Raw genomic sequence first — 26,659 nt, 5'->3', positions numbered from 1 at the left:
AAGTCCGCCCCAAGGTCCGTGGCATGTTCCTGCGCTTCTTCTCCGAGCTCCGCGCCGCCAAGATCCCGGTGTCCCTGCGCGAGTACCTCCAGCTGATGGAGGCGCTGGACAAGGACGTCATCGACCGGCGGATCGAGGACTTCTACTTCCTGTCGCGCGCCAGCCTGGTGAAGGACGAGAAGAACCTCGACAAGTTCGACCGGGTGTTCGGCCACGTGTTCAAGGGGCTGGAGACCGTCGAGGACGGCATCACGGCCGACATCCCGGCCGAGTGGCTCAAGGCCCTGACCGAGAAGTTCCTGACCGACGAGGAGAAGGCGCAGATCGAGGCCATGGGCGGCTTCGAGAAGCTGATGGAGACCCTGCAGGAGCGCCTGAAGGAGCAGAAGGAGCGCCACGAGGGCGGCAACAAGTGGATCGGCTCGGGCGGCACCTCGCCGTTCGGCAACAACGGCTACAATCCCGAAGGCGTGCGCATCGGCCAGGACAAGAGCCGCCACGGCCGCGCCGTGAAGGTCTGGGACAAGCGCGAGTACAAGAACCTCGACGACTCGGTCGAGCTGGGCACACGCAACATCAAGGTCGCCCTGCGGCGCCTGCGCAAGTTCGCCCGCCAGGGGGCGCTGGACGAGCTGGACCTGAACGGCACGATCCGCGGCACGGCCGAGAAGGGCTATCTGGACATCCAGATGCGTCCCGAGCGGCGCAACACCATCAAGGTGCTGCTGTTCTTCGACATCGGCGGCTCGATGGACGGCCACATCAAGCTCTGCGAGGAGCTGTTCAGCGCCGCCAAGACCGAGTTCAAGCACCTGGAGTTCTTCTACTTCCACAACTGCCTGTACGAGGCCGTGTGGAAGGACAACCGCCGCCGCCAGGTCGAGAAGATCCCGACCTGGGACGTGCTCCACAAGTTCCCGCACGACTACAAGGTGATCTTCGTGGGCGACGCGACCATGAGCCCCTACGAGATCACCTATCCGGGCGGCAGCGTCGAGCACTGGAACGAGGAGCCGGGCGCCATCTGGATGAGCCGGGTCACCGACATCTACCAGAGCGCCGTCTGGCTGAACCCCACGCCCGAGCGGCACTGGGACTACACCCAGTCGATCGGCGTGATGAAGCAGCTGATGAACGACCGGATGTTCCCCCTGACCCTGGAAGGCCTGGACAAGGCCATGCGGGAACTGGTGCGGGGCTGACCGGCCGGTGACATGCGCTCGCGCGTGTCCCCATCGGCACCCACGGAGCCAGGACTTGTGGGGACACGCCCGAGGGCATGTCCCCGGCCCCTAAGGCGCCTCGCTGGTCATCACGGTCATCGACTTGCCGGTCTCCTCGGGCAGCACGGGGTCCTGGGTGACCAGGATCGTCGCGCCCTGCACCAGGATCGCGCGGACGTCGGCCTCGAAGGCGGCGGGCATCACCGCCTGGGCCATGACCTTGGCGTCCAGCAGCTTGCCGTCCTCGCCCGCGTGGCCGGGCACGCCGACATAGATCCAGCGGTCCTCGCCGTCCGGGGCCTTGCCGGCATAGGTCAGGACGTGGGTCTGGAAGTCGGTCACCGGCAGGGTCACGCGGGCGCGGCCGATCTCCTTGCCGTTGCGCAGCACGATGGCCCGGCCGTCGGTGCGCGAGGCGATGATGGTCAGCGGCCCGGTCGGCGAGACCTCGGGCGTCCAGCGGAAGTCCTCGTCCGGCGCCAGGGGCCTATGGTCGGGCGCGTCCGGCTTGGGACCCAGCACCCCCGCGGCCTCGGTCATGGTCGCCCCCTGCCCCGCCGTCCCGGCCACGATCACCGTGCCGCCCATCGGGGTGACGGCGAACAGCGCCTTGGCGAAGCCCATCGGCAGGTGCACGCAGCCGTGGCTCTCGGGATAGCCCGGCAGGCCGCCGGCATGCAGCGCCACCCCGTCCCAGGTCAGCCGCTGCTGATAGGGCATGGGCGCGCTGTTGTACTTGTTGGACCGGTGGTCGGCGTCCTTCTGCAGGATCGTGAACACCCCCGTCGGGGTCTCGTAGCCGTCCTTGCCGCTCGACACGGTGGAGACGCCGATGCGCACGCCGTTGCGGTAGACCGTGGCCAGCTGGCGCGACAGGTCGACATAGACGGTCACCGGCCCCTTGGGCGCGATCTGCGGGGCCCAGACCCACTGTCCGGGCTGGAGGGCATCGGCCCGGTGGGCCAGATCGACGGCCGAGGTGGCCTTGGCGCCCTGGGCGAGGGCGGCGGCGGGAAGGAAGAGGGCCAGGGCGGCGACGAGGGCCATGCCTCGAAGCGAACGGGCGGGACGCGACAGGATCATCAAGCCTCTCGGAGCGACGTCGAACAGGAGCCTCGGGGAAGATCGCCGAGACCGCAATTCCAAACGTCGCGAGCGGCGCGATCCGCTCAACCGGCGCTCAGCGCCGCGCCTTGGCTAGTGGGCCGGGCGCGGTTCGAACGAGCGCTTCTCCGGGACCTTCAGGCACTCGGCGTCCGGCTTCTGGCCGTGCTGGGGCTTGGGCTCGGGATGCGGCAGGTGGCCGCCGCCGAGGGGAGCTTGCTGCTGGAAGGGCTTCATCATGGCCTTATCCTCCCGATTTTTCGTGTCGTTTTCATCACGCCGCCGCTTCGAGCGCGTCCAGCAGCCGCACCTCGACCTTGACGCCGAGGTGCGCCTCTCCCGGATCATCCAGGATGGTGCCCGAGATCGGCTTGGCCTCGTTGGGCGTGCGGGTATGGGCGACCAGGATCAGGTCCGGCGATTCCGCCAGGCCGTTGGTCGGATCGAACTCGGTCCAGCCCAGGCCCGGCAGGAAGACTTCGCACCAGGCGTGGGTGGCGCCGGCGCCGCGCAGGGCCGAGGCCGGGCCGCTGTAGATGTAGCCCGTGGCGAACACCGCCGCGTAACCCAGCCGCCGCAGGGCCTCGACCATCAGCCAGGCGAAGTCGCGGCAGGTGCCCTCCCCCGAGGCGATGGTCTGGGCCGGGGTCTGGGTGCCGGCCTCGGGCCGGGCCTTGTAGACGAAGCTGTCGTGGATGGTGGCGTTCATCCGCAGCAGGAAGTCGATCGCCGGTTCGTCGGGACGCTCCATCTGCTGGCGCAGCCAGCGCAGCAGCACCCGGTCGTCGTCGTCGGTGGCGGGGGTGATGAACGGGTTGAGCACCGCTCGGTCCTCGCGCGAATAGACGATCGGCGAGATGGTGTGCGGGTCGTCGATCTGCAGGCTGATCAGGGGCGCGGGATAGCGATCGATGACCAGGCGGCTGGTGATGGTGAAGCTGTCGGCCTCGCCCTGCGGCGTGAACCAGCAGACGCAATTGCCCGCCGCGTCATAGGTCCAGCGGGTCTGGCCGGGAAGAGACGTCTGGAGCGAGGCTTCGACGATCCGGATGGCGTGGCTGTCGCGCGGGCGGATCAGCAGCCGATGCGCCCCGAAGCCGACCGGCCGGGCGTAGCTGTACCGGGTCTCATGAAGGATGCTGAGCCGCGCCATAGGCTCTGCATAACCCCGCCGGCCCTGCTTCGTTCCATCACAGGCGGGTGATCGGCATGGACGGAACAAAATAAGAACAATAGGTTGGATGGATGGCCATCCTCGATCTGAAACGCAAGCTCGCCATCCTCTCCGACGCCGCCAAGTACGACGCCTCGTGCGCCTCCTCGGGCGCGGAGAAGCGCGACTCCCTGGGCGGCAAGGGGGTCGGCTCGACCGAGGGCATGGGCATCTGCCATGCCTATGCGCCGGACGGCCGTTGCATCAGCCTGCTGAAGATCCTGCTGACCAATTTCTGCATCTACGACTGCGCCTATTGCGTGAACCGCGTGTCGTCCAACGTCCAGCGGGCCCGGTTCAGCGTGAAGGAGGTCGTCGACCTGACGCTGAACTTCTACAAGCGCAACTATATCGAAGGCCTGTTCCTGTCGTCGGGCGTGATCCGCACCGGCGACTACACGATGGAGGAGATGGTCCGGGTGGCCCGGAGCCTGCGGCTGGATCACGACTTCCGCGGCTACATCCATCTGAAGCTGATCCCCGAGGCCTCGCCTGAACTGGCCGCCGAGGCCGGGCTCTACGCCGACCGGGTGTCGATCAATGTCGAACTGCCGGCCGACGAGAGCCTGGCGGTGCTGGCGCCGGAGAAGGACGCGGCAGGGATCAAGAGGGCCATGGGCCGGATGCGCCTGCGGATCGAGGACCACGCCGAGCCGGCGCGGAAGACCGGCCGCCGCAAGTTCGCCACCGGCCAGTCGACCCAGTTGATCGTGGGCGCCGACGCGGCCAAGGACGGCGACATCCTGGCCCGCAGCGCGGCGCTGTACGGCTCCTACCAGCTCAAGCGGGTCTACTACTCGGCCTTCAGCCCCATCCCCGACGGCAGCGCCCGCCTGCCCTTGAGCCGCCCGCCCCTGGTGCGCGAACATCGCCTCTACCAGGCCGACTGGCTGATGCGGTTCTACGGCTTCGGCCAGGGCGAGATCGTCGCGCCGGGCCAGGACCTGGACCTGGCCGTCGATCCCAAGACCGCCTGGGCCCTGCGCCATCGGGGCGACTTCCCCGTCGACGTCAACACCGCCGACCGCGAGACCTTGCTGCGCACGCCGGGACTGGGCGCGCGGGGCGTCGACCGCATCCTGCAGGCCCGGACCCAGACCCGCCTGACCCTGGACGACGTCAAGCGCGTCTGCGGTTCGGTCAAGCGCGCCAAGCCGTTCATCGTCACCGCCGACTGGACGCCGGGCGCGGCCGTCGACAGCGACGACCTGCGCGCCTCGCTGGTCGCGCCGCAGCAGCTAAGCCTGTTCTGATGCGGGTGGCGCGACTGGAGTCCGAGATCGACTTCAACGGCTGGCGCCTCGCCGCCCGGGCGCTGCGGGCGGAGGGCGTGGCGCCGGAGGCGGTAGTCTGGACGGTGCAGCGGGAGCTGTTCGGAGAGGACCTCTTCCCTCCCCCTTGTGGGGAGGGGGGACCAGCGAAGCTGGTGGGTGGGGTCTCGCCGCCGCAAGACTCATCAAACCCCACCCGACCCCTTCGGGGCCACCCTCCCCACGAGGGGGAGGGAAAGAGTTTTAGTGTCCCCAAGGCCTTCGTCGACCTGGCCGAGACCGTGATCCTGCATCGCTCGCCCGAGCGCCTCGCCCTGCTGTACCGCATCCTCCACCGCCTCGAACGCCAGCCCCGCCTGCTCGACAACCCCGCCGACGCCGACGTCGCCAAGGCGCGCGACATGGCCAAGGGCGTGGGCCGGGCGATCCACAAGATGCACGCCTTCGTCCGTTTCCGCCTGGTGGAGGACGTGACACCGGAAACTTACGTGGCCTGGTTCGAGCCGGCCCACCGCGTCACCGAAGCCGCCGCCCCGTTCTTCGCGCGGCGGTTCGCCAACATGAACTGGTCGATCCTGACGCCCGACGCCTGCGTCCACTGGGACGGAAGCCTCCTGACGATGTCGCCCGGCGCCGATCCCGCCGACGCGCCCTCGCAGGACGCCCAGGAGGAGATGTGGCGCACCTACTACGCCTCGATCTTCAATCCGGCCCGGCTCAACCCGGCGATGATGAAACAGGAAATGCCCAAGCGCTATTGGCGGAACCTGCCCGAGGCGGCGCTCATTCCGGAGCTGATCGAGAAAGCCCAGAGCCGGACCGAAACCATGGTCGCCGCCCAGCCCACCAAGCCGTCGGACCGCGTCCTCAAGGCCGCGCTGAAGCACGCCCGTGACGGGTCGTTCGGCGAGAGCAACCTGGTCAATCTCCAGGAGGTGGCGGCCGGGATCCAGGTCTGCCGCCGCTGCGACCTCTGGCGCGACGCCACCCAGGGGGTGCCGGGGCTAGGTCCGGCCAAGGCGGCGCTGATGATCGTCGGCGAGCAGGCCGGCGACCAGGAGGACCTGCGGGGCGTGCCCTTCGTCGGCCCGGCCGGCCAACTCCTGGACCGCGCGATGGCCGAGGCGGGCATTCCGCGCAACCGGGTGTTCGTCACCAACGCGGTCAAGCACTTCAAGCACGAGCCGCGCGGCAAGCGCCGCCTGCACAAGACCCCGGACCGGGGCGAGGTCCAGGCCTGCCGCTGGTGGCTGGACGCCGAGCGGCGGCTGGTGCGGCCCAAGGTGATCCTGGCCCTGGGCGCGACGGCGGTGCAGGCGGTGTTCGGCAAGGCCCTGCCCGTCGGCAAGACACGGGGCCAGCGCCAGGTCCTGGACGGCGACGCCCAGGGTCTCGTCAGCTGGCATCCGTCCTTCATGCTGCGGATACCGGACCCGGAGGCGAAGGACCGCGCCTATGCGGAGCTGGTCGCGGACCTGCGCCTGGCGTGGAAGCTGGCGGGCTAAGCCGGGGGACATGCACTTGTGCGTGTCCCCAATTCCGGACACTGCGCTCACCGATGGGGACACGCACAAGTGCATGTCCCCCGGCCGTTAGCCGCCCCTCGCCAGCTTCGCCCGACGCCCTGCCCGCGCCTTGCGCTTCTTCAGCCAGATCACCACCCCGGTCACGCTGAGCGCCGCCACCACGACGCCGGTCAGCGAGATCAGGATGCGCCCGGGAATCCCCAGGATCCGGCCCGAGTGCAGCGGGAACTGGGCCTGGACGAAGATGTCGGCCGCCGTCCCCTTCCAGGGTTGGGAGTCGCCCAGCAAGGCTCCGGTCCTGCCGTCGTAATAGAGGTAGGGCGGTCCCACCCCGGCCGCGCCGTGGTCGCCGCCCGGCTCGTGGAAGGCCACCCCGTAGATGCCGTATTCGGGCGAATAGAAGGCCCCGCCGGCCGGGGCTTCCCAGCCCCGCTTGGTCGCCTCGGCCCGCGCGCCGGCCAGCACCTGGGCGTAGGTGCGGGTGGCGACGATCGGCGAATGATGGTCGGCCGGCGTGCGCAGGTCGAAGGGGCTGGGCGTCACCTTCGAGACCTTCGACATCACCGGATAGAACACCTCGGTGTAGAGGTTCAGCGAGAAGGCCGTGAAGGCCACGGTGAACAGCACGCCCCACAGCCACAGGCCGAAGGCCCGGTGGATGTCGAAATTGATCCGGTAGGCGCTGGCCGAGGTCTTGATCACCCAGGCCGGCTTCCAGCGCGCCCAGAAGCCGCGCCCTGGCCTGGCCGCCCCCTTCTGGCGCGACGGCAGGGTCAGGTAGAAGCCGACGAAGCAGTCCAGCGTCCATAGGATCGCCACCCCGCCCAGCAGCCAGATCCCCCAGCGGTCGATCCCCCACATCTCGGGAATGTGCAGGCTGTAGTGCAGCACGTAGAGGAACGAGACGAAGGTCTCGCTGGTGATCGGCCAGACCGCGCCCCACTCGCGCCGCCCCTGTTCGGCGCCGGTCGCCGGGTCGATGAATACCTGGTTGTAGTGCGGCTCGAACAGCTTGCCGGTGGCGGGATCGCGTTTGGGCTCGACCCCGAAGGCCAGCGTGCCGCCGGGCTCGGGCGCCAGGGGCAGATAGGTCACCTGCACGCGCGGGTCGCGGGCCTCGATCTGGCGCGCCAGGTCCAGCGGCGCCAGAGGCGGGCCGTCCTTGCCCCCTGCCTTGCTGGATTGGGCGAACATCAGGTGCGGATTGAGCACGTCGTCCAGCTCGTGGTCCCACGAGATCACCGCGCCGGTCACGCCCGAGACGAACAGGAACCCGGCGATGAACAGCCCGACCCAGCGATGGAGGAACGTCAGGGCCGGCCGCAGCCCCGGCGGCGCGAACCGCATCGCGCCCGACCGCGCGGGCGCGGCTCCGGCGTCGGGCGCGGCGGAGGCCAGGTCCTGGGTTCGCGCGTCCATGCCCGCCCCTAGAACCTGTAGGCCAGGCGCACATAGGCCGCGCGCGGCGCGGCGTAGAACGACTGGTTCCACAGCAGGCTGGTCAGGTAGGTCTTGTCGAACACGTTGTTGACGTTGACCGAGGCGCGGACCTTGTCGGTCAGGTCGACGGCGGCGCTCAGGTCGACGACCGTATAGGCCTTCTGGACGATCTCCACGCTGGTGTCGCTGGCCGCCACGTAGTCGACCATCGAGACGTCGTCCTGCCAGCGCAGCTGGGCGCCCAGGGTCAGGTTGCGGACCTCCGGGAAGCTGTAGGTGGTGGCCAGCTTCAGGGTCTTGCGCGGCAGGAAGGTGCGGGCCGCCGCGCCGGCGTCGTCCTTGATCGACAGCTGGGTCCAGCCGCCGCTGATCGTCCATTGCTCGGTGAGCGCGCCGGCGATCTCCAGCTCGTAGCCCTTCGCGGTCGTGTCGACGCCGCTGTAGTAGTCGCCGTGGCCGTCCGCCTCGTTGTCGTCGTTCTCGCCGTCGTTGAACGTACCGGCGTACGAGGCCAGCCCGGCCTGCTTGGAGCGGAACACCGCGGCGGCGGCGTAGAGCTTGCCGCCGAACCATTCGCTCTTGAGCCCGCCCTCGTAGCTCGACCCCTTGGCCGGATCGAGCTTGTGGTTGGTGATGTCGACTTCCGACTGCGGATTGAAGATGTCGGTGTAGCTGCCGTACAGCGAGACGTTGGCTGTGAGATCGAAGACCAGGCCGGCGTAGGGGCTGACCTTCGAGGCCGAGCGCGCCTGGTCGGTTCCGTAGGAATCGCCGGACGACTTCAGGTCGATGGCGTTGAAGCCGACCACGCCCTTCAGGCGATCGCTGAAGTTCAGGTGCGCCGCGCCATAGAAGCGGTTCAGGCGGTCCCGGGTGTCGGCGGCCAGATAGGCGCCGGGATAGGTCGGTTCGGTCGGCTGCTGGCCGCCCCAGTCCTGCAGGGCGGGATAGTCGACATAGGTGTCGGAGAAATCCTCCCACTCCAGCCCGTGCTGCTTGGCGGTGCTGACCCCGAACACCAGGTCGTGTTGGCGGCCCAACAGCTCGACGGGGCCGGTGACCTCGATCTGCCAGAGGTCCTGCTTGTAGGTGGAGGGATAGCGGCCGACCATGCCCTGCACGCCCAGGCCGGTGACCGGATCGGGATTGCCGAAGGCGTAGAGGAGCTTGGCGTTCTCCTCGAAGGTCTTGTGACTGTAGGTTCCCTTGGCGGTCCAGCCCGCGCCGATCTGGTAGGTCAGCTCAGCGAAGGCGTTCTCGTCCTTGGTGTCCCAGTAGGTCCAGTCCGCCGCGGTGCTGGCCGAGCGCGGATAGTCGATCCGCGTCCCGTCCGAATATTCCAGCGGCAGCGCGCCCCAGAGCACGCCACTGGACAGGTTGTCCTGGCGCGAATAGCCGACCGTGGCGTTGAGCTTCGGCGTCACGTCCCACGACAGGACGCCGTAATAGACGTTCCGGTTGACCTTGTTGTAGTCGAGGTAGCTGTCCTTATCCTCGTTGGCGTAGACGAGGCGGCCGGTGACCGTGCCCGAGGCGTTGAGCGGACCCGAGGCGTCGGCCTCCAGCCGCATGTCGTTCCACGAACCGTACGAGGCCGAGGCCTGGGCCTGAAAATCCTGGGTGGGCCGCTTGCGCACGTAGTTGACCGTCGCCGACGGATTGCCCGTCCCGGTCAGCATGCCGTTGGCGCCGCGCACCACCTCGACCCGGTCGAAGATGGCGGTGTCCAGGTCGCCGAACTGGATGCCCCAGATCATCGGCAGGCCCACGCCGTCGACCTGGAAGTTGGTGATGTCGAAGCCGCGCGAGTTGTAATAGGTGCGGTCGGTCTCGACCCGCTCGACGTTCACGCCCACCACGTTGGCCAGCAGGCGGTTGACGTCGTTGAGGGCGAAGGTCTCGATCTGCTGGCGGCCGATCACGGTCACCGACTGCGGCGTCTCGCGCAGGCTCAAGCCCAGGCCCGCCACCGCCGAGGTGCGGGCGCGCGCCCCGGTCACCACCACCCCGTCCACCTGGTTCTCGGTCGCGTTGGCGTCGACGGCGGCGGGCGCGTCCTCGGCATGGGCGACGGTCGCCGTCGATACGGTCGCGACGGCGGCGCCGGCCAGCAGGAAGGCGCGCAGGGAGGAGGTCATGGGCGGGGCTCGTTTGCGATCAAGAATGAGTCGCAAGTGCAATAAGGGGTAGCGCCCTCCCCTGTCAAACCGAGGCGCGGCCTGGCCCCTCAATTGTCGGATAAACGGCAGCGGTGTGGCGCGACCACCACGGGCAAACGCCCAAGAAAAAGGCCGCGCCCCTTGCGGAACGCGGCCGATCTCGATGGCGTGGACCTGTTGCTAGGCCGAGAAGCCCGCCTCGGCGAAGTTCAGCATCCGCCCCAGCAGCGCCTCGACGTCGGCCTCGCTGGTCGTGCCTTCCGACAGGACGTTCAGGCGGTCGAACTCGGCGAAGCGGTTGTTGTGCAGCATGCCCAGGGTGAAGTGCAGCCGCCAGTAGATCTCCTCGGCCGGCAGGTCCGGACGGGCCTTGAGCAGGGCGTCGGAGAAGCGGCGCAGGTGGGTGACGTCGGTCTGCAGCACCTTGCGGATCTCGTCGGTGCCCTCGCTGCGGGCCCGGATCAGGAACTGCAGCGAGATGCGGCGCTCGTGGTCGGGGGCCAGCCACTTCAGCGGCGGGGTCAGCAGGGCGGCCAGGATCTCGCGCACGGGCGGATTGCCCGCGTGGCGATCGATCGCCTCGTGCAGCTTCTTGGCCCGCTCGCGGTTCAGCTCCACCGTGCGCCGGCGGAAGATTTCGTACAGCAGGGCGTCCTTGGAGCCGAAGTGATAGTTCACCGAGGCCAGGTTGACGCCCGCCGCGGCGGTGATGTCGCGCACCGAGACGTTCTGGAAGCCGTGCAGCGCGAACAGACGTTCGGCGGCGACGAACACCAGGTTCTTGGTGACGGCTTCGTTGTCGACGCCCTCGACGTCGGTTTCAGGCGCGGTGGTGACGGTCGCGCCGTCGCTCTTCGGACTCACTACGGTATCCCCTTTACCTGCGGGGAAGTCTTACGGCCGTTCGAAATTGGCGCAAGCGTCAAGATGGAACGCGGACGGAGGAATTCTGAAAGCGGCGCCAAGCGAGGCGCCCCATGGCGCTGGGCGCCGCCGTTTCGGCGGCCACGGCGCATCGCCCCGTTTGTCGCCCTCCTCGATTCCACGTATCAAACCTGGGTTCGAAGGGGACGGGACACCCATCGGGGAGTAGTCGAGTTTGGCGCGTGATCTGTCGAGCGACGCCCAGCCCCACGGACGGGGCGTGCGTCTGAGCCTCGTCGTGGGCTTCCTGCTGCTGGTCTGCGCCGCGGTCGCGGCCATGGTCGTCGCCATCAGCGGGGCGGCGGCCGAGCGCTGGGCGTCGCACTCCGTGGAGGTGCGCCGGGTCCAGACGGTGACCTTCAGCGCCTTGCAGGACGCCGAGACCGCCCAACGCGGCTACCTGCTGACCCACGATCCCGCCTACCTGCAGCCCTACAACCAGACCCACGACCGCCTTCCGGCCCTGAAGGCCCAGCTGCGCGCCCTGGTGGCCGACAATCCGGCGCAGCGCCGGCGCGTCGCCGACCTGATCCAGGCCATCGACACCAAGATGGCCGAGCTGGACCTCACCGTGGCCATGGCCCGCGACGGCCGCGCCGACGCCGCCGTCGCCCGTCTCAAGACCAACCTGGGCAAGGCCCAGATGGACCGCGTCCGCGCGCTCAGCCAGGACTTCGAGACCTACGAGGCGAACCTGCTGGTCCAGCGCCAAGCGGCCGTCGCCAATCAGCGATCGCTGCTGATCGGGGTCATCGTCCTGGCCCTGGTCGCCGCCGCGGTGCTAGCCTATGCGGTCACCCGCGAGACCCGCGACCACGCCCGCGAACTAAGCGGCCACAACCTGGCCCTCAAGACCGAAATCGCCCAGCGCGAACGAGCCGAGGCCCAGCTGCGCCAGGCCCAGAAGATGGAGGCGCTGGGTCAGCTGACCGGCGGCGTCGCCCACGACTTCAACAACATGCTGGCGATCATCGTCGGCAATCTGGACATGCTGATCCGCCGGTTGTCGGGGCAGGAGAAGCTGCTGAGCCTGGCCGAGAACGCCCTGTCGGGCGCCAACCGCGCGGCCGCCCTGACCAAGGGCCTGCTGGCCTTCTCGCGCCAGCAGCCGCTGGATCCCAAGCCCACCGACGTCAACAAGTGCGTGGCCGACATGTCGGAACTGCTGCGCCGGGCCCTGGGCGAGCACATCGCCGTCGAGACCGTGCTGGCCGGCGGCCTGTGGCGCGCCTTCGTCGATCCGCCGCAGCTGGAAAGCGCCATCCTGAACCTGGCGGTCAACGCCCGCGACGCCATGAGCGAGGCCAACCTCGGCGGCGGCCGCCTGACGATCGAGACCTCGAACGCCTTCCTCGACAAGGCCTATGCCGACGCCCACGACGAAGTCGAGGCCGGCCAGTTCGTGCTGGTGGCGATCACCGACACCGGCGGCGGCATGACGCCTGAGGTGATGGAGCGCGCCTTCGACCCGTTCTTCACCACCAAGCGCCTGGGCGAAGGCACCGGCCTGGGCCTGTCCCAGGTGCACGGCTTCCTCAAGCAGTCGCGCGGCCACATCAAGCTCTACAGCGAGCTAGGCGTGGGCACGACGGTCAAGCTGTACCTGCCGCGCGACACCCAGGGCCTGCCGCTTGACGAGCCGGTGGTCCCCGCCCCGGTCGTGGCCCGCGGCGAGGCCTTCACCGTGCTGGTCGCCGAGGACGATCCGGGCGTGCGCAGCTTCACCGTCAGCGCCGCCCGCGAGCTGGGCTACAAGGTCATCGAGGCCGACGGTGCGGCGGTGGCGCTGGAGCGCCTGGCCCAGCGTCCGGAGATCAACCTGCTGCTGACCGACGTGGTCATGCCCGGCTCCAACGGCCGCCAGCTGGTGGAGGCCGCCCTGGCCCTGCGGCCGGACCTGAAGGTGGTCTACATGACCGGCTACACCCGCAACGCCATCGTCCACAACGGCACGCTGGACGCGGGCACCCGCCTGCTGACCAAGCCGTTCACGCTGGAGCAACTGGACCGGGAACTGCTCGACGCCCTCTCCGGGCAGTAGGCCTATTGCAGGCGGAAGCCGGCCTTGCCCGTCTCGCGGTTCTTGAAATAGGCGGCCTGGGGGCCGTTCGCGCCGGGCTGTTCCAGGACCCGCTGGTCGCGGCGAATCTGGTCGATCTGGCCGCGCAGCAGGGCGGCCGTTTCGAAGTCCTCGGCGGCGACGGCCTGGGCCATCTCCTCCTCCAGTTCCGACAGATGGGTTTCCTGGGTCATCGCGGACTCCCGGCGTGTGCACGGAAGATAACGCGCGAAATGTCGGATCGGTCGGCCATCCCACTTTGGATCGGGCGACTTGAGATCGCGCCCCGGCAGGCGTAAGCCGCCCGTCGTGTCGACCGATCCGCTTTCCCCTTCCCCGGACAACTCGGTTCTCGGAACCCGGCTGATCTCGCTGGCCGTGGCCAGCGCCCTGCTGATGGAGTTCATCGACTCCACCGCCCTGTCGACCGCCCTGCCCACCCTGGCCCGGGCCTTCAGCGTCGATCCCATCCACCTGAAGCTGGCCCTGACCTCCTACATCCTGGCCCTGGCGGTGTTCACCCCGGCCAGCGGCTGGGCGGCGGAACGGTTCGGCGCCCGGCGGGTGTTCATGACGGCCATGGTCGTGTTCCTGGCCGGCTCGGCCCTGTGCGGCCTGTCGCGGAACCTGGAGGCGCTGGTGGCCTCGCGCATCCTGCAGGGGATCGGCGGGGCGATGATGACGCCGGTGGCGCGGCTGATCGTCGTGGGCTCCACGCCCAAGGACAAGCTGATCCGGGCCATGGGCTGGTTCACCATGCCCGCCCTGATCGGTCCGCTGATCGGCCCGCCCCTGGCCGGCCTGGTCCTGGCCGTCGCCGACTGGCCGTGGATCTTCTACCTGAACCTGCCGATCGGCCTGCTGGGCATGACGGCGGTGATGCGGTTCGTGCCCAAGAGCCAGCCCCAGGAGATGGGCCGGTTCGACACCCTGGGCTTCCTGCTGTCGGCCGTGGCGATCAGCGGCCTGGTCGTGGTGGCCGAGACGGCGGGCCTGTCGCTGCTGCCGCCGTGGGGCCAGGCGACCGTGCTGTCGATCGCCCTGGCGTCCGGCTGGCTCTATCTGCGCAAGTCCAAGATCACGCCCCGGCCGATCCTGGACCTGGGCCTGCTCAAGTACCGCACCTATCGCGCCAGCCTGCTGGGCGGGTCGTTCGTGCGGCTGGGCATCGGGGCCAGCCCCTTCCTGCTGCCGCTGCTGCTGCAGGTGGCCCTGGGCTGGAGCCCGCTGAAGGCCAGCGCCGTGACCCTGGGCACCGGGGTCGGCACCCTGATCGCCCGGCCCTTCGCGGCGGCGGGGCTGAAGCGCTTCGGCTTCCGCACCTCGCTGGCGGTGTTCGTGGTGGCCACGGCGATCCTGACGGCCATGCCGGGCTTCTTCACGCCGGCCACGCCCATGGTCGTGATGACCGCCACCCTGTTCCTGGCCGGCTTCGCGCGGTCCAACCAGTTCATCGCCGCCAACACCATCGCCTACGCCGACGTGCCCCAGCCCCGGGTGGCCGCCGCCTCGACCCTGGCGGCTGTGACCCAGCAGGTCGGCCTGGCCCTGGGAGTGAGCTTCGGCGGCCTGATGCTGCACCTGGCGCGCGGCCACGGCGCCCACCTGACGCCGGACCGCTTCACCTGGCCGTTCGTGGCCATCGGCCTGGTGACGCTGGCGGCCCTGCCGGTCTACCTGCGGCTGGACCGCGACGCGGGGGCGGAGATTTCGGGAAGGGTGCGCGTAGACGCCCTCTCCCAGAGGGAGAGGGAGGGACCCGCCGCGTAGCGGTGGGAGGGTGAGGGGTTAGGAACGGCTGACGGCGTGCCGGCAGGGCGCTCGTGAGAAATCGGTGAGGGTGTAACCCCTCACCCTCCCACGCTCTTCGAGCGCGGGCCCCGCCCTCTCCCTCTGGGAGAGGGTTTCTTATTTCGCCGCCGCGATGCGCGCGCGAGCGATCTCGTCGGCGACCAGGTTGGCCGGGCGCTTGTCGACCAGCGAGTGGTCCAGCACCTCGCCCAGGGTCTGGGCCAGGCGGTCCAGCTTGGCGGCCACCCACGCGGGATCGAAGGCCGTCCCAGCCTCCAGGGCGCGGATCTCGCCGGCCACGTTGATGATGCCGCCGCCGTTGATCACGTAGTCGGGGGCGTAGAGGATGTCGCGGTCATAGACCGCCTGGCCGATCGTCTTGTCGGCCAGCTGGTTGTTGGCCCCGCCGGCGATCACCTTGACCTTCAGGCGCGGCAGGGTGGTGGCCGAGATCGCGCCGCCCAGGGCGCACGGGGCGAAGACGTCGGCGTCGACGTCGAAGATGGCGTCGGTCGAGACGATCCTGGCGCCGGTCTTGGCCGCCACCTCGTCCAGGGCCTTCTGGTTGACGTCGGCGATGATCAGCCGGGCGCCGGCGGCGTGCAGCTTCTCGGCCAGATAGGCGCCGACGTGGCCGACGCCCTGGATGGCGACGGTTACGCCGTTCAGGTCGCGGTTCAGGGCCCGCTGGACGCACAGGCGCACGCCCCGGAACACGCCTTCGGCGGTGACCGGCGACGGGTCGCCCGAGGCGGCCGCGTGGCCTTCCAGACCGGCGACGTATTGGGTGGTGCGGCGGGTGGCGACCAGGTCGGCGGGCGAGACGCCGACGTCCTCGGCGGTCCAGTACTTGCCGGCCAGGCTGTCGACGGCGCGGCCGAAGGCCTCGAACAGCTCCGGCGTCTTCTGGCTGCGGGCGTCGCCGATGATTACGGCCTTGCCGCCGCCGAACTCGAGGTCGGCCATGGCGTTCTTGTACGACATGCCCTTCGACAGCCGCAGGGCGTCGGTCACGGCGGCGTCGGCGCTGGAATAGTCCCACATGCGGCAACCGCCGGCGGCCGGGCCGCGCGCGGTGGAATGAAGGGCGATGATCGACTTCAGGCCGGTTTTTTCGTCAAAGAACGCGTGTACGCCTTCGTGTCCCTCGAAATCCGGGGAATCGAACAAAGTCATGCCGTGAGTCCTGCCCTAGGTCAGAAAGTTTGCGCGCGGGTGTACGCTGGCCAGGTGGTGTGAACAAGCCCTTTGGCTACATGGCTTATCGCCACATCCTCCAACATCCGCTTCCCGGCGAACGCCGGGACCCAGATGGAATGGCGGTGTGGCTGACGCCAAGAGCGCTGAGCCCTTCCAATCAGCCACCCGGCTTTAGGATCTGGGTCCCGGCATTCGCCGGGATGAGCGGAGTTTTATTGCTTGGAAAGCTGACTGCGCACCACGTTCGGCGCGGTCGGCGCGCCCGGGATCGGCGGGGCGCCGGACGGCAGGTCGGCCAGCGCGTCCTTCAGGAACGCCGCCGCGTCGGTCCACACCACCTGGGCCTGCTTGTCGACAAGCAGAAGGTGCCAGCCGTCGGCGTAGAAGGCCGAGCGGTCGTCGGGCTTGAGCCGCCGGGCCGCCTCCATGGTCGGCTCCTTGGGGATGATGTGGTCGTTGGCCCCGTAGAAATAGGCCACCGGCACCTGGACCTTGCCCAGCGACGCCCAGGCCTTCTCCATCAGCCCGACCAGGCCGTAGAGCGTGTCGGACCGCGCGCCCCAGATCATCAACGGATCGCGGCCCATGCGCCGCAGCTCCTCGATGTTGTCGGTCGGCTGGACGTTCCTGACCAGCCACTCGGGCGGCTTGACCACCCAGCTGCGCGTGGTGTGGGCGGTGATCCAAAGGCTGGTCTTGTAGGGCAGAGGCTGGTTCGACCAGCCCCAGACGGCCGGGGCGAACAGCAGGAGGCGGTCGACGGCCGGCGGCCGCTCCGACGCCATGGCGACGATGGCCAGGGCCCCGCCCATGCTCTCGCCGGCCAGGGCCACCTTGGCCTCGGGATGGGCCTCGCGGACCAGGGCGACGGCGGTGCGGATGTCCTCGACCACCAGCTCCGGCGGCGCCCAGACCCCCCGGTCGGGCGAGCGGCCGAAGCCCCGGATGTCGAGGGCGTAGGTGGCGATCCCCTGCCGGGCCCAGAACGGCCCCGCCAGGTGGAAGGCGTTGGAATAGTCGTTCATGCCGTGCAGGGCGACGATCACCTGGGTGATGGGCGTCCCTTCGGGCGGCAGCCACTTCGTCAGGCCCAGTTTCTTGCCGTCGAAGCTGAACAGGCCGTCGTCGTCCAGGCGCGGACCGCGATAGCCCAGCTGCCCCGGTCCCGGACGCTGGGTCACCGGGGTGCAGGCGGCCAGGCCGGCCGTGCAGGCGGCCCCGAGGAGGAGAATCCGACGGTTCATGACGCCAGGATGCCCGCCACTCGGCGGCGAAGATAGGGCGCGACCTCGGCGTCGAACCACGGGTTGCGCTTGAGCCAGGCGGTGTTGCGCCAGGACGGGTGCGGCAGCGGCAGGACCCCTTGGTCGATGTAGTCGCGCCAGGCGGCGACGGTGTCGGTCATGCTTCCCTTCATCCTGGAGTCCAACGCCCAGGCTTGGGCATGGCTCCCGACCAGCAGGGTCAGCTCGACGTTCGGCAGGGCCGCCAGCAGCGGCTTGCGCCACAGGGCGGCGCAGCGGGCCGGCGGCGGATAGTCGCCGCCCTTGGGATTGGTGCCCGGGAAGCAGAAAGCCATGGCCGCCACCCCGATCTCCTCGCGGCCGTAGAAGGTCTCGCGATCGACGCCCATCCAATCGCGCAGGCGCTTTCCCGACGGATCGTTGAACGGCAGGCCGGTCTCGTGCACCAGCCGCCCCGGCGCCTGGCCGCAGATCAGCAGGCGCGTGCCCTCCCCCACCCGCACCACCGGTCGGGGCGTGTGCGGCAGGTACGGCGCGCAGGCGCGGCAGGCGGCGATGTCGGCGAGGATGGCGTCCAGCGGCATGCCGCTGACTTAGGCCCTGCGCCCCGGATGGCAAGCGGGGCGCGGCGTCGCGGATCGGGAAATCGCAGGAGGCCGGCTAGAGGCGATCCCCGATTGTCCGGTCTCGGGCGGACACCCCATCAATGGCCTTCCACACGGAGGAAACCGTCATGCCGCAGACGCTCGCCGCCTGGATCGTCGTCGCCCTGGCCATCGCCGTCACCCTGGCCGCGCCCATCGCCCAGGCCTGCACCCGCGTGGTCTATCTGGGCCCGAACGACAACATCATCACCGCCCGGTCGATGGACTGGAAGGTGGACGTCCAGACCAACCTCTGGATCTTCCCGCGCGGCATGGCCCGCGACGGCCAGGCCGGCTCCAACTCGATCAAGTGGACCTCGAAATACGGCAGCGTGATCGCCACCGGCTACGAGATCTCGACCACCGACGGCGTCAACGAGAAGGGCCTGATGGCCAACGTGCTGTGGCTGGTGGAGTCGCAGTACCCGCCGTTCGGCAAGGACAGCAAGCCGGGCCTGACCATCGCCGCCTGGGCCCAGTACGTGCTGGACAACTACGCCACCGTCGCCGAGGCCGTGGCGGCGCTGGAGAAGGAGCCCTTCACCATCGTCACCGACGCCGTGCCCGGCGAGCAGCGCCTGGCCACCCTGCACCTGTCGATGTCGGACGCGACCGGCGACAGCGCCATCGTCGAATATGTCGGCGGCAAGCAGGTGATCCACCACGGCCGCCAGTACCAGGTGATGACCAACTCGCCGACCTTCGACCAGCAGCTGGCCCTGGTCGCCTACTGGAAGCAGATCGGCGGCACGGTGATGTTGCCCGGCACGAACCGGGCCTCTGACCGCTTCGCCCGCGCCGCGTTCTATGTCGACGCCATCCCCAAGGACGAGGACCCCAACCGCGCCCTGGCCAGCGTGTTCAGCGTGATCCGAAACGCCTCGGTGCCCTACGGGATCACCACCCCCGACGAGCCGAACATCTCGTCGACCCGCTGGCGCACTGTGTTCGACCACAAGCGCAAGCTCTACTTCTTCGAGTCCGCCCTGACGCCGAACACCTTCTGGGTGGACCTCAAGAAGATCGACTTCTCGGAGAAGGCGCCGGTGAAGCGGCTCGACCTGGGCAAGGACCAGGACCACACCTATTCGGGCGACGCGACCGCCGACTTCAAGCCGGCGACGCCGTTCAAGTTCCTGGGCCTGTCCGGCTCCTAGGCCACCGCGCCCAGCAGGCGCTTTTCCTTGGCGACCCGCTCGGCGAACGAGGGCCGGGCCAGGATCGCCTCGACATAGGCCTTGGTCCGGGGCCAGGCCGACAGGTCGAAGCTGAGATGATCGAGATTGGCGAACGGGCTGGCCACGGCGAGGTCCGCCAGGGTGATCCGATCCTCCAGCAGGAAGCCGCCGGCGTCGGGCACGATGCGTTCCAGATAGTCGAGCAGCGGCGGGATCGTCTCGCGCTCGGCCTTGACGCAGGCGCCCTCGTCGCCGGTCACGCCCATGAACTTGGGGCCCACGATGCGGTTGAAGAACAGCGGCCCCGCCGCGGCGACCACGATGGTGTCGGTGAACTCCTCGAACCAGATCGCCCGGGCGCGGTTGCGCGGGTCGGTCGGGATCAGGTTCGGCTCGGGATGCAGGGCTTCCAGATAGGTGATGATCGCCGAGGAGTCGGAGATCTGGAAATCGCCGTCCTTGAAGCCCGGGATCTTCTTGAACGGGCTGCAGGCCAGGAACTCGGCATCGGGCTCGCCGGGCCGCGGGACCTTGTTCTCCAGCACCAGCCCCTTCTCGGCCCCGAAGGCCAGGGTCTTGCGCACATAGGGCGACAGAGACGAGCCGTAGACGATCATGGTGGACCCTCCCTTATGAGTTCAACTCATAGGTCCACCGATCGCGTTTTGAATCAAGACTTAGGTGCGATCAGTCCTCGCCGCCCTCATCGCCGCCCTCGTCCGCGACCTTCTCGAAGCTGGTCGGGTCGCCGTCCTGGCGCAGGCGCAGGCGGTAGACGCCGCGGAAGGTCTCGGGGTCGGCGGGCTTGTTGTGGCGCAGGATGACGATCTGGCCCTGGCGCGCCAGCTCGATGACGTCGGTGCGGATGTGGCCCAGCAGGCGCTGCCAGCGCTCGGGCTGGATCGCCTTGGCCACCGACATCGGATCGATGGACTTGCCCGGCGCCACGGCGGCCAGCTGCGAAAGGATGGTGTCTTGGATCGGGGTGGTCATGGTTTTCGCTCGAGCACGGACCAGACGCCGTTGTGACGCGTGAACATGGTCGTGGAGATGATTTCGGGGTCGCCGGCGATTTGATCGACGAACATCGCGACGCGTTCCAGCCGCTCCTTATCCCCCCCGTCGACCAGCAGCAAGAGATTGCGCTGCGAGAAGACCGCGACGGGGTCGCCGGTCATGGTCACGCCGTGGACCGCCCAGGTGTCGGGCTGGTCGACGAAGTTCAGGGCCAGGCTGCTCTGGTTGGTGATGGTCCAGACCCCGGGCTCCAGGGTGTCGATCTCCATGCGCCCCATCTTGGCGCGGGTGTTGGCGTCGGCCCGCGCCCAGGCCGCCGCCACGTCGGGGAACAGCGGCGTGACCTTGTCGGCGGAGGGCATGGTGAAGGTCTCCTCCCCGTCGACGGCGATGATCTCGATGAAGTCCCCCGCGAACGGCCGCGTCAGCATCTTGACCTTCCCGGCGCCGGGCGCGGTCACGTAGTCCTTGGGCCGGATCAGCACGACCAGGCTTTCCGGGGTGACCGCCGCCTGATCGCTGTCGCCCAGCGCCGACCGCGCCATCTGGCCGACGATGGTCTCCAGCAGCTCGGGCTTGTTCAGATAGCGCTGATAGGCGTTGCCGATGAACAGCGAGACCCCGTCGTCGGGCTTGGATCCCGGCGGCACGACGCGCAGGGCGTCATCGCCCACCATTTCGATCTTGGCCTTCGGCGACAACCGGTGGATGGCGTCGCGCAGCTCCAGCCGGAACTCGAACGGCGACATCACGCCGGCCCAGGCCGGGCCCGCCAGCATCACCGCGGCGATCCCCGCCGCGATCCACGCCATCCGCTTTCCGACCGTCATGAGCCCCTCCCCCGCCGAGTCGCCCGGACTGTGCACGGCGCGACCGGGGGCCGTCACGCCGATTGTTGCTGACACCCTATGACATGGGCCGACTTGCGCGCCTGGCCGTCGGGCCTTAGGTCCTCAAAGACAACCCAAAGAAAAACGGGGCAAGGGACGGATGGACGGCGGCAACGAGATCTGGGACGGACCCAAGCTGGTGACGGACGGCGAGTGGGCCGGCTGGCGCACCTGGGCCGGCATGGACGCCTTCGAGGACCAGACCGGGCCGTTCTACTTCAAGGAAGAGAACGGCGTCGTCCGCAGCGCCTTCCGCGCCGAGGCCCGCCACATGAACGGCGGCGGCTTCATGCACGGCGGCTGCATGATGACCTTCGCCGACTATTCGCTGTTCTCGATCTCGTGGGCGCACCTGAAGGACGTCCGCGCCGTGACCGTCAGCCTGAACGGCGAGTTCCTGGGCCCGGCCAAGGCCGGCGACCTGGTGGAATCGACCGGCGAGGTCACCAAGGCCGGCGGCTCGCTGCTGTTCGTGCGCGGCCTGATCTCGACCGGCGGCGCGCCGATGCTGAGCTTCTCGGGCGTGATCAAGAAGATCCGGCCGCGCTAGAATTGGGGACAGGCGCATGCGCCTGTCCCCAGCCGTGGAGCGCTAGGTCCCCGCCTTCGCGGCCGGCCGGGCCATCATGCCGTCCAGCCAACGCTTGACGTTGGCCAGCTCCGGATCGGGCCGGAAACGGGCCATGCGGGCGAAGTCGAGGCCGGTGGCGGCCAGGATGTCGGCCATGGTCACGCGCTCGCAGGCGATGAATTCGCTTTCGGCCAGGCGGCGGTCCAGCATCTTCAGCCCCCGCTCCGCGATGGTGCGATTGCCGGCCGCGATCTCGGGGACCTGGGTCTCGATGGCCGCCAGGGCCGGATGGGTGTGCCGGACCAGCATCATCAGCGGCGTGGCCACCATCATCTCGGCCCGGCGCGACCACATCTCGATCACCGCCGCCTCGCAGGCGTCCTCGCCGAACAGGTTGGGCTGCGGATAGCGGCTTTCCAGGAAGCGGCAGATGGCCACCGACTCGGTGATCGTCTGGCCGTTGTCCATCTCCAGCGCCGGCACGTTGGGTAGGCCGACCTTGGCCAGGTATTCGGGGGTGCGGTGCTGGCCGCCGAAGATGTCGACGTCGACGATCTCGATGTCGTCGATGCCCTTCTCGGCCATGAACCACCGCACGCGGCGGGGATTGGGAGCACGGCGGCTGTCGTAGAGCTTCAACGAAAAATCCTCCCGGCTTTTGACCGGGAGGATGCTTCGGTTCCGTGAGGGAAGGAAACCCCCTCCGTCCCTTCGGGACACCTCCCCCGGAGGGGGGGGGATCTAGAGGCCGAACCAGCCGCGCGGCATCAGGCCGATCAGCGAGCCCGTCAGGCAGGTGGCCAGGAAGCCGGCCATCATCGCCTTCCAGACCAGGCCCAGCACCTCCTGCCGGCGCGTGGGCACCAGCACCGAGAAGCCGGCGACGTTCATGCCCACCGAGCCGATGTTGGCGAAGCCGCACAGGGCGTAGGTCATGATCATCCGGGTGCGCGGGTCCAGCATCTCCGGGCCCACCTTGGCCAGCTGGATGAAGGCGGTGAACTCGGTCAGGATCAGCTTGACGCCCAGCAGGCCGCCGGCCGCGCCGGCCTCCTTCCACGGGATGCCCATGGCCCAGGCCAGGGGCGCGAAGATCACGCCCAGGATGCGGGCGATGCTCAGGTGCTCGCCGCCCACCATCGGCAGGGCCAGCAGGATCTTGTCGACCATGGTGGCCAGGGCGATGAAGACGATCAGCGTGGCGCCGACGTTCAGGGCGATCTGCAGACCGTCGGTGGTGCCCTTCATGACCGCGTCGATCGAGCTGCCGTAGGTCTTGTCCTCCTCGGCCAGGTCCAGGTCGTCGGACTTCTCGCTGGGGTCGCCGGGCACCATGATCCGGGCCAGCAGCACCCCGGCCGGGGCCGAGATCAGCGAGGCGGCCAGCACGTGGGCGGCGGCGTTGGGCAGGACGTCGTGCAGGATGGTGGCGTAGGCGACCATGGTCGAGCCGCTGACGCAGGCCATGCCGACCGCGATCAGCATGAACAGCTCCGAACGGGTCAGGCGCTCCAGATAGGCGCGGATGAAGATCGGCCCCTCGATCTGGCCCATGAAGATGGTGGCGGCGGTGGCCAGGGCCGGCGGGCCGCGCAGGCCCAGGGTCTTCTGGAATAGGAAGCCCAGCCCCTTGGCCAGCCACTTCAGGATGCCCCAGTGCCACAGCAGGGCCGACAGGGCGCAGACCACCAGGATCACCGGCATGACGCGGAAGGCGAACAGGAAGCCGGCCCCCGGATTGGTCTCGGTATAGGGCGGCGTGGTGCCCGACAGGTAGCCGAACACGAAGTTGGTCCCGGCTTGAGTCGACGAGGCCAGGCCCTCGACCGCGCCGTTCACGCCCTGCAGGGCGTCGCGCGTGGCCGGCAGGCGGAACAGCACGAAGACCAGGACCAGCTGGATGGCGATCGCGCAGACGGCCAGAACCAGCGGAAAGCGCTTGCGGTTCTCGGAGACGAGCCAGCAAAGGCCGAGGATCAGCGCCACGCCCGCCAGGGCCTGGACGTTCTCGGGAAGGAAGATCAAGACGAAGGATCCTAGATGAGCGACGCGCCCCCGCGACGCGGCCAAGGGCCCAAATGACTATGAATGGGGGGCGGCGCGCAAGCGGTATGCGCGCGAAACCGCGAGGGCCGGGCGAACTGCCCGACCCTCGCGCGTCCCGGGATCAGGCCGCCGTCAGGCCGCGACGTCGACCGAGGACGAGGTCGAGCTGGTGGACATCGTCGTGCTGGTGAGGTTGGCGGTCAGCTGGGCCAGCAGCTTCTGCATCAGGTCCGAGGCGTCGCTGGAGACGTCCGAACCCAGCTGATCGACCGACGCGCTCAGGGTCTGGGCCAGTTCGGCCGCCGAGACCACGCCGTCGCCGTTCAGGTCGGCCGGGTCGGTCGAGTCGGACGTCGACGAGCCGCTGTCGTCCGCGCCGCCCGATGGCGGCGGTCCTGGCGGCGGGCCGCCGGCCCCGTGCGGGCCGCCGTGCTGCGGCTTCATGGCCTGGAACTCGCTGGCCGACAGCTTGCCGTCGCCGTCGGTGTCGCCGCTGGAGATCATGTTCGACGCCATGTCCGTGGCGCTGGGCGCGTCGGACGGCAGGTCCTCGGGGGCGTGGGCCGCCATGGCCGTGGCCAGCTCGTCGCTGGTCACCGAGCCGTCGCCGTCCGCGTCGGCGTCGGCGAACATCGCGGCGGCGCGGTCGCTCTGGTCGGTCTGCTGGGTCGAGAGCAGCGAGGCCAATGTATCGGCCCCGAAACCTTGGCCCGACGAGGACCAGCCCTGCATCGGCGGCGGCGGACCGTTCTTGCCGCCGGTCTGCAGGTTTTGCCCGATCGACGACAGCGCCTCGCTGGACGTGGAGTCGGTCTGGGTCGCGGTCGTCGCCCTGGCCTGCATCAACTGCTGCAGAAGCGATGAGGACCCGACACTGGATATGGTCATCTGTCTCTCCTTTGACGAAGGAGCGCCGGTCCCTGCGCCGGGCGCCCGCGCCGAAGGCTCGACGCGGTCGGTGGGGTGCGAAAAACGTGCCCTATTTCAAGTTGTTACGGGAACGCTACAATGGCCCGGCCATCGATACGGCGGGAGGGGATCGGCGCGCTTCGCCAGGCGGCGCGCGCCGGCGTCCGCGCCGCCGAAACGCGCAAGGCGCCGCTTCCAGGGCCCGCCCGACACGCCTTAACCCGATTTAACTTGGCCGCTTGAAGTTCACCGGTCATTGCTGCAACCCTAGATGTGGGGAGCGTTTCAAGCATGTCGTTGGCCTTGGCCACACTGTTGTACGAGTGGCGTAGATACATGGCGGCGGTCGTCGCCCTGGCCTTCTCGGGCCTGCTCGTGCTGGCGCAGGTCGGCATCTTCGTCGGCATCGGCAAAGGCTTCACCGCCCAGATCGATCGGGCCCGCGCGGACATCATGGTCCTGGGCCCGGGCGCCAAGGCGCTGTTCAACGGCGGCCCGTCCGGCCTGCCGCGCCGGATGATCCCGCTGGTCTACACCCACCCCGAAGTGGTTCAGGTGGCCCCGCTGGACGGGTCCGGCGGACGCTTCCAGAACATCCTGTCGCCCGAGCAGCAGGCCAAGGCCGAGGCCCGCGCCAAGAAGGGCGGAAAGGGCGGCGGCGGGGGCGGACGCAAGAGCGAGTTCGTCAACGTCACCGTCATCGACGCCATCCCCGGCTACGTCACCGTGCCCACCGACTACACGCCGGGCATGGTCGAGGCCCTGCGCCAGCCCTACGCCGTGGCGGTCGACCGCACCGCCCTGCCCCGCCTGGGCGTCAAGAAGGGCGACAAGGCGCTGTACAACGGCAAGACCATCACCATCGGCGTGGTCACAGACGGCTATCCCAACATCATCCAGCCCACCCTGGTGATGTCGCGCGACACCCTGCGGATGCTGGGCGAGGCCGACACCGGCCAGCGCGTCGGCCCGTTGATGGTGCAGATCCGCGACCCGGCCCGCGCCGAGATCGTCGCCGCCCAGCTGAACAAGAAGGGCGACGGCAAGTTCCGCGCCTGGACCCGTCAGGAACTGGCCGACGCCAATTCCGGTGCGATGTTCGAGGACCAGATCATCGGCATCATCCTGGGCTTCTCGGCGTTCCTGGGCCTGTTCATCGGGGTGGTGATCACCTGGCAGACCCTGCGCCAGGCGATCATGGCCAACATCAAGGAGTTCGCCAGCCTGCGCGCCCTGGGCGTGTCGATGGGCGACCTGCGCAACATCGTCATGGAGCTGAGCTTCTGGGTCGGGGTGGTCGGGGTCCTGGCCTCGGGCCTGCTGACCTGGCTGGTCTGGCTGATCGCCACGGCCAACGGCGTGCCGATGGCCTTCCCGCCCGCCCTGGTGGCGCTGGTCTCGGTCTTCCTGATCGTCATCGCCATGCTGTCCGGTTTCCTGTCGCTGGGCATCCTCAAGAACAGCCAGCCCGCGGACCTTTTGCGATGAACGGCGATCACAGCCACAAGCGCGGCGAAAGCGCCCTGATGGCCAAGGGTCTGGTCAAGCGCTTCAAGACCGGCCGCACCTTCATCGAGGTGCTCAAGGGCGTGGACTTCGACGCCAAGCACGGCGACGTAACCATGGTCATGGGCCCCTCGGGCTCGGGCAAGTCGACCCTGGTGGCGGCCCTGTCGGGCCTGCTGCGTCCCGAGGAAGGCAAGGTCCAGGCGATGGACACGCCCGACCTGTGGAAGCTGTCGGCGGGCAAGATCGACAAGTTCCGTCTCGACCACTGCGGCTTCATCTTCCAGGGCTTCAACCTGTTCCCGGCCCTGACCGCCAAGCAGCAGGTGATGACGGCCCTGAAGTACCAGGGCGTCGGCCCTGGCGAGGCCGGCCGGCGCGCCCAGGCGGTGTTGGAGTCGGTGGGCCTGGGCCCGCGCGTCAACCAGCGCCCGTCCGAGCTGTCGGGCGGCGAGAAGCAGCGCGTGGCCATCGCCCGCGCCCTGGCCAAGAACCCGAACCTGATCTTCGCCGACGAGCCGACCTCGGCCCTGGACGGCAAGAGCGGCGAGGTGGTCATCCGCCTGCTGCGCCAGGCCGCCACCGAGCGCGGCGCGGCGGTGATCTGCGTGACCCACGACCCGCGGCTGGAAGCCTATGCCGACCGCGTCATCCACATCGAAGACGGCCGCATCCTGGACGACGTGCGTAGAACGCCCGACGCCAATCCGCCGCCGCTCAGCCACTGATCTCTGGGGAAGCTCT

The 26,659-nt window shown here is 68.9% G+C and carries 25 protein-coding genes; 9 read left to right on the top strand and 16 right to left on the bottom strand.

Annotated features, from left to right (window positions below):
- Nucleotides 1-23 precede the first annotated feature (23 nt).
- Entirely contained in the window at nt 24-1,202 is a 1,179-nt protein-coding gene (locus tag WAE60_RS20825; RefSeq protein WP_029915751.1) for a VWA domain-containing protein, read from the top strand.
- A 90-nt stretch (nt 1,203-1,292) separates the two neighbouring features.
- Here WAE60_RS20825 and WAE60_RS20820 read toward each other — a convergent pair whose 3' ends face one another.
- The 3 genes from WAE60_RS20820 to WAE60_RS20810 all read right to left on the bottom strand — a co-directional run bounded on the left by WAE60_RS20820 (nt 1,293) and on the right by WAE60_RS20810 (nt 3,480).
- Nucleotides 1,293-2,270 (bottom strand): L,D-transpeptidase family protein, encoded by a 978-nt coding sequence (locus WAE60_RS20820; protein WP_156035852.1) that lies wholly within the window; start codon nt 2,268-2,270, stop codon nt 1,293-1,295.
- A gap of 150 nt (nt 2,271-2,420) precedes the next feature.
- A complete protein-coding gene (locus WAE60_RS20815) occupies nt 2,421-2,567 on the bottom strand; it encodes a hypothetical protein (protein WP_197026737.1) in 147 nt (48 codons plus the stop codon).
- A 34-nt stretch (nt 2,568-2,601) separates the two neighbouring features.
- A complete protein-coding gene (locus WAE60_RS20810; protein WP_029915746.1) occupies nt 2,602-3,480 on the bottom strand; it encodes a transglutaminase family protein in 879 nt (292 codons plus the stop codon).
- Nucleotides 3,481-3,572: 92 nt separating this feature from the next.
- Between WAE60_RS20810 and WAE60_RS20805 the strand changes: the two genes are divergently transcribed.
- Together WAE60_RS20805 and WAE60_RS20800 are read left to right on the top strand one after the other, a co-directional pair.
- The gene (locus tag WAE60_RS20805) at nt 3,573-4,793 is read left to right on the top strand and encodes a putative DNA modification/repair radical SAM protein (protein WP_337688426.1); all 1,221 of its coding nucleotides are present in this window, start codon (nt 3,573-3,575) and stop codon (nt 4,791-4,793) included.
- The gene (locus tag WAE60_RS20800; protein ID WP_337688424.1) at nt 4,793-6,316 is read left to right on the top strand and encodes a UdgX family uracil-DNA binding protein; all 1,524 of its coding nucleotides are present in this window, start codon (nt 4,793-4,795) and stop codon (nt 6,314-6,316) included. Before WAE60_RS20805 ends, WAE60_RS20800 begins: the two co-directional genes overlap by 1 nt.
- A gap of 87 nt (nt 6,317-6,403) precedes the next feature.
- Here WAE60_RS20800 and WAE60_RS20795 read toward each other — a convergent pair whose 3' ends face one another.
- The 3 genes from WAE60_RS20795 to WAE60_RS20785 form a co-directional block, all read right to left on the bottom strand.
- On the bottom strand, nt 6,404-7,756 hold the full coding sequence (locus WAE60_RS20795; RefSeq protein ID WP_337688422.1) for a PepSY-associated TM helix domain-containing protein: 1,353 nt from the start codon (nt 7,754-7,756) through the stop codon (nt 6,404-6,406).
- Between the two features lie 8 nt (nt 7,757-7,764).
- Nucleotides 7,765-9,915, bottom strand: coding sequence for a TonB-dependent siderophore receptor (locus tag WAE60_RS20790; protein WP_337688420.1), 2,151 nt, complete (start codon nt 9,913-9,915; stop codon nt 7,765-7,767).
- 201 nt (nt 9,916-10,116) lie between these two features.
- Nucleotides 10,117-10,800, bottom strand: a complete 684-nt coding sequence (locus WAE60_RS20785) for a TetR/AcrR family transcriptional regulator (RefSeq protein WP_029915737.1) — start codon at nt 10,798-10,800, stop codon at nt 10,117-10,119.
- Nucleotides 10,801-11,080: 280 nt separating this feature from the next.
- Here WAE60_RS20785 and WAE60_RS20780 point away from each other — a divergent pair, with 280 nt between their 5' ends.
- Nucleotides 11,081-12,901, top strand: a complete 1,821-nt coding sequence (locus WAE60_RS20780; RefSeq protein WP_337688418.1) for a CHASE3 domain-containing protein — start codon at nt 11,081-11,083, stop codon at nt 12,899-12,901.
- A gap of 2 nt (nt 12,902-12,903) precedes the next feature.
- Here WAE60_RS20780 and WAE60_RS20775 read toward each other — a convergent pair whose 3' ends face one another.
- On the bottom strand, nt 12,904-13,113 hold the full coding sequence (locus WAE60_RS20775; protein ID WP_029915732.1) for a UvrB/UvrC motif-containing protein: 210 nt from the start codon (nt 13,111-13,113) through the stop codon (nt 12,904-12,906).
- Between the two features lie 115 nt (nt 13,114-13,228).
- Here WAE60_RS20775 and WAE60_RS20770 point away from each other — a divergent pair, with 115 nt between their 5' ends.
- Entirely contained in the window at nt 13,229-14,689 is a 1,461-nt protein-coding gene (locus WAE60_RS20770; RefSeq protein ID WP_029915730.1) for an MFS transporter, read from the top strand.
- Nucleotides 14,690-14,827: 138 nt separating this feature from the next.
- Here WAE60_RS20770 and WAE60_RS20765 read toward each other — a convergent pair whose 3' ends face one another.
- From WAE60_RS20765 to WAE60_RS20755, 3 genes are all read right to left on the bottom strand, one after another.
- Complete coding sequence (locus tag WAE60_RS20765; RefSeq protein ID WP_337688417.1) at nt 14,828-15,886, bottom strand: Glu/Leu/Phe/Val dehydrogenase; 1,059 nt, start codon at nt 15,884-15,886, stop codon at nt 14,828-14,830.
- 236 nt (nt 15,887-16,122) lie between these two features.
- Nucleotides 16,123-17,154 (bottom strand): lysophospholipase, encoded by a 1,032-nt coding sequence (locus WAE60_RS20760; RefSeq protein WP_337688415.1) that lies wholly within the window; start codon nt 17,152-17,154, stop codon nt 16,123-16,125.
- The gene (locus tag WAE60_RS20755) at nt 17,151-17,738 is read right to left on the bottom strand and encodes a uracil-DNA glycosylase family protein (protein ID WP_337688414.1); all 588 of its coding nucleotides are present in this window, start codon (nt 17,736-17,738) and stop codon (nt 17,151-17,153) included. Before WAE60_RS20755 ends, WAE60_RS20760 begins: the two co-directional genes overlap by 4 nt.
- A gap of 149 nt (nt 17,739-17,887) precedes the next feature.
- Between WAE60_RS20755 and WAE60_RS20750 the strand changes: the two genes are divergently transcribed.
- Nucleotides 17,888-18,955 (top strand): linear amide C-N hydrolase, encoded by a 1,068-nt coding sequence (locus tag WAE60_RS20750; protein ID WP_029915724.1) that lies wholly within the window; start codon nt 17,888-17,890, stop codon nt 18,953-18,955.
- Here the strand turns inward: WAE60_RS20750 and WAE60_RS20745 are convergent.
- The 3 genes from WAE60_RS20745 to WAE60_RS20735 all read right to left on the bottom strand — a co-directional run bounded on the left by WAE60_RS20745 (nt 18,952) and on the right by WAE60_RS20735 (nt 20,823).
- Nucleotides 18,952-19,593 carry a glutathione S-transferase family protein gene (locus WAE60_RS20745; protein ID WP_337688413.1) on the bottom strand — a complete coding sequence of 214 codons (642 nt, stop codon included), beginning with the start codon at nt 19,591-19,593 and terminating at the stop codon, nt 18,952-18,954. The two genes, WAE60_RS20750 and WAE60_RS20745, sit on opposite strands and share 4 nt — an antisense overlap.
- A gap of 70 nt (nt 19,594-19,663) precedes the next feature.
- Complete coding sequence (locus WAE60_RS20740; protein WP_337688412.1) at nt 19,664-19,969, bottom strand: DUF3253 domain-containing protein; 306 nt, start codon at nt 19,967-19,969, stop codon at nt 19,664-19,666.
- Nucleotides 19,966-20,823 (bottom strand): hypothetical protein, encoded by an 858-nt coding sequence (locus tag WAE60_RS20735; RefSeq protein WP_337688410.1) that lies wholly within the window; start codon nt 20,821-20,823, stop codon nt 19,966-19,968. Before WAE60_RS20735 ends, WAE60_RS20740 begins: the two co-directional genes overlap by 4 nt.
- A gap of 160 nt (nt 20,824-20,983) precedes the next feature.
- Here WAE60_RS20735 and WAE60_RS20730 point away from each other — a divergent pair, with 160 nt between their 5' ends.
- Complete coding sequence (locus WAE60_RS20730) at nt 20,984-21,433, top strand: PaaI family thioesterase (RefSeq protein ID WP_337688408.1); 450 nt, start codon at nt 20,984-20,986, stop codon at nt 21,431-21,433.
- Between the two features lie 42 nt (nt 21,434-21,475).
- Here the strand turns inward: WAE60_RS20730 and WAE60_RS20725 are convergent, their stop codons facing one another.
- The 3 genes from WAE60_RS20725 to WAE60_RS20715 all read right to left on the bottom strand — a co-directional run bounded on the left by WAE60_RS20725 (nt 21,476) and on the right by WAE60_RS20715 (nt 24,388).
- Nucleotides 21,476-22,093: a glutathione S-transferase gene (locus tag WAE60_RS20725; protein ID WP_337688406.1), complete on the bottom strand. Its 618-nt coding sequence runs from the start codon at nt 22,091-22,093 to the stop codon at nt 21,476-21,478.
- 102 nt (nt 22,094-22,195) lie between these two features.
- Nucleotides 22,196-23,476 (bottom strand): nucleoside transporter C-terminal domain-containing protein, encoded by a 1,281-nt coding sequence (locus WAE60_RS20720; RefSeq protein ID WP_029915717.1) that lies wholly within the window; start codon nt 23,474-23,476, stop codon nt 22,196-22,198.
- Nucleotides 23,477-23,632: 156 nt separating this feature from the next.
- A complete protein-coding gene (locus WAE60_RS20715) occupies nt 23,633-24,388 on the bottom strand; it encodes an EF-hand domain-containing protein (protein WP_337688404.1) in 756 nt (251 codons plus the stop codon).
- Nucleotides 24,389-24,700: 312 nt separating this feature from the next.
- Between WAE60_RS20715 and WAE60_RS20710 the strand changes: the two genes are divergently transcribed.
- Nucleotides 24,701-25,897, top strand: coding sequence for an ABC transporter permease (locus WAE60_RS20710; RefSeq protein ID WP_029915715.1), 1,197 nt, complete (start codon nt 24,701-24,703; stop codon nt 25,895-25,897).
- Nucleotides 25,894-26,643, top strand: coding sequence for an ABC transporter ATP-binding protein (locus WAE60_RS20705; RefSeq protein WP_029915714.1), 750 nt, complete (start codon nt 25,894-25,896; stop codon nt 26,641-26,643). The genes WAE60_RS20710 and WAE60_RS20705 overlap by 4 nt, the downstream gene beginning before the upstream one ends.
- Nucleotides 26,644-26,659 lie beyond the last annotated feature (16 nt).

It is taken from the genome of Caulobacter sp. CCG-8, assembly GCF_037402475.1.
Lineage (GTDB): Bacteria > Pseudomonadota > Alphaproteobacteria > Caulobacterales > Caulobacteraceae > Caulobacter.
This window is presented reverse-complemented; position numbering and strand designations above follow the sequence as displayed.

Bases quoted from the DNA above. Each gene is read 5' to 3' on its own strand.
- WAE60_RS20825 (WP_029915751.1), top strand. From the start codon at position 24: ATGTTCCTGCGCTTCTTCTCCGAGCTCCGCGCCGCCAAGATCCCGGTG.
- WAE60_RS20820 (WP_156035852.1), bottom strand. From the start codon at position 2,270: ATGGCCCTCGTCGCCGCCCTGGCCCTCTTCCTTCCCGCCGCCGCCCTC.
- WAE60_RS20815 (WP_197026737.1), bottom strand. From the start codon at position 2,567: ATGATGAAGCCCTTCCAGCAGCAAGCTCCCCTCGGCGGCGGCCACCTG.
- WAE60_RS20810 (WP_029915746.1), bottom strand. From the start codon at position 3,480: ATGGCGCGGCTCAGCATCCTTCATGAGACCCGGTACAGCTACGCCCGG.
- WAE60_RS20805 (WP_337688426.1), top strand. From the start codon at position 3,573: ATGGCCATCCTCGATCTGAAACGCAAGCTCGCCATCCTCTCCGACGCC.
- WAE60_RS20800 (WP_337688424.1), top strand. From the start codon at position 4,793: ATGCGGGTGGCGCGACTGGAGTCCGAGATCGACTTCAACGGCTGGCGC.
- WAE60_RS20795 (WP_337688422.1), bottom strand. From the start codon at position 7,756: ATGGACGCGCGAACCCAGGACCTGGCCTCCGCCGCGCCCGACGCCGGA.
- WAE60_RS20790 (WP_337688420.1), bottom strand. From the start codon at position 9,915: ATGACCTCCTCCCTGCGCGCCTTCCTGCTGGCCGGCGCCGCCGTCGCG.
- WAE60_RS20775 (WP_029915732.1), bottom strand. From the start codon at position 13,113: ATGACCCAGGAAACCCATCTGTCGGAACTGGAGGAGGAGATGGCCCAG.
- WAE60_RS20765 (WP_337688417.1), bottom strand. From the start codon at position 15,886: ATGACTTTGTTCGATTCCCCGGATTTCGAGGGACACGAAGGCGTACAC.
- WAE60_RS20760 (WP_337688415.1), bottom strand. From the start codon at position 17,154: ATGAACCGTCGGATTCTCCTCCTCGGGGCCGCCTGCACGGCCGGCCTG.
- WAE60_RS20755 (WP_337688414.1), bottom strand. From the start codon at position 17,738: ATGCCGCTGGACGCCATCCTCGCCGACATCGCCGCCTGCCGCGCCTGC.
- WAE60_RS20750 (WP_029915724.1), top strand. From the start codon at position 17,888: ATGCCGCAGACGCTCGCCGCCTGGATCGTCGTCGCCCTGGCCATCGCC.
- WAE60_RS20745 (WP_337688413.1), bottom strand. From the start codon at position 19,593: ATGATCGTCTACGGCTCGTCTCTGTCGCCCTATGTGCGCAAGACCCTG.
- WAE60_RS20740 (WP_337688412.1), bottom strand. From the start codon at position 19,969: ATGACCACCCCGATCCAAGACACCATCCTTTCGCAGCTGGCCGCCGTG.
- WAE60_RS20735 (WP_337688410.1), bottom strand. From the start codon at position 20,823: ATGACGGTCGGAAAGCGGATGGCGTGGATCGCGGCGGGGATCGCCGCG.
- WAE60_RS20730 (WP_337688408.1), top strand. From the start codon at position 20,984: ATGGACGGCGGCAACGAGATCTGGGACGGACCCAAGCTGGTGACGGAC.
- WAE60_RS20715 (WP_337688404.1), bottom strand. From the start codon at position 24,388: ATGACCATATCCAGTGTCGGGTCCTCATCGCTTCTGCAGCAGTTGATG.
- WAE60_RS20710 (WP_029915715.1), top strand. From the start codon at position 24,701: ATGTCGTTGGCCTTGGCCACACTGTTGTACGAGTGGCGTAGATACATG.
- WAE60_RS20705 (WP_029915714.1), top strand. From the start codon at position 25,894: ATGAACGGCGATCACAGCCACAAGCGCGGCGAAAGCGCCCTGATGGCC.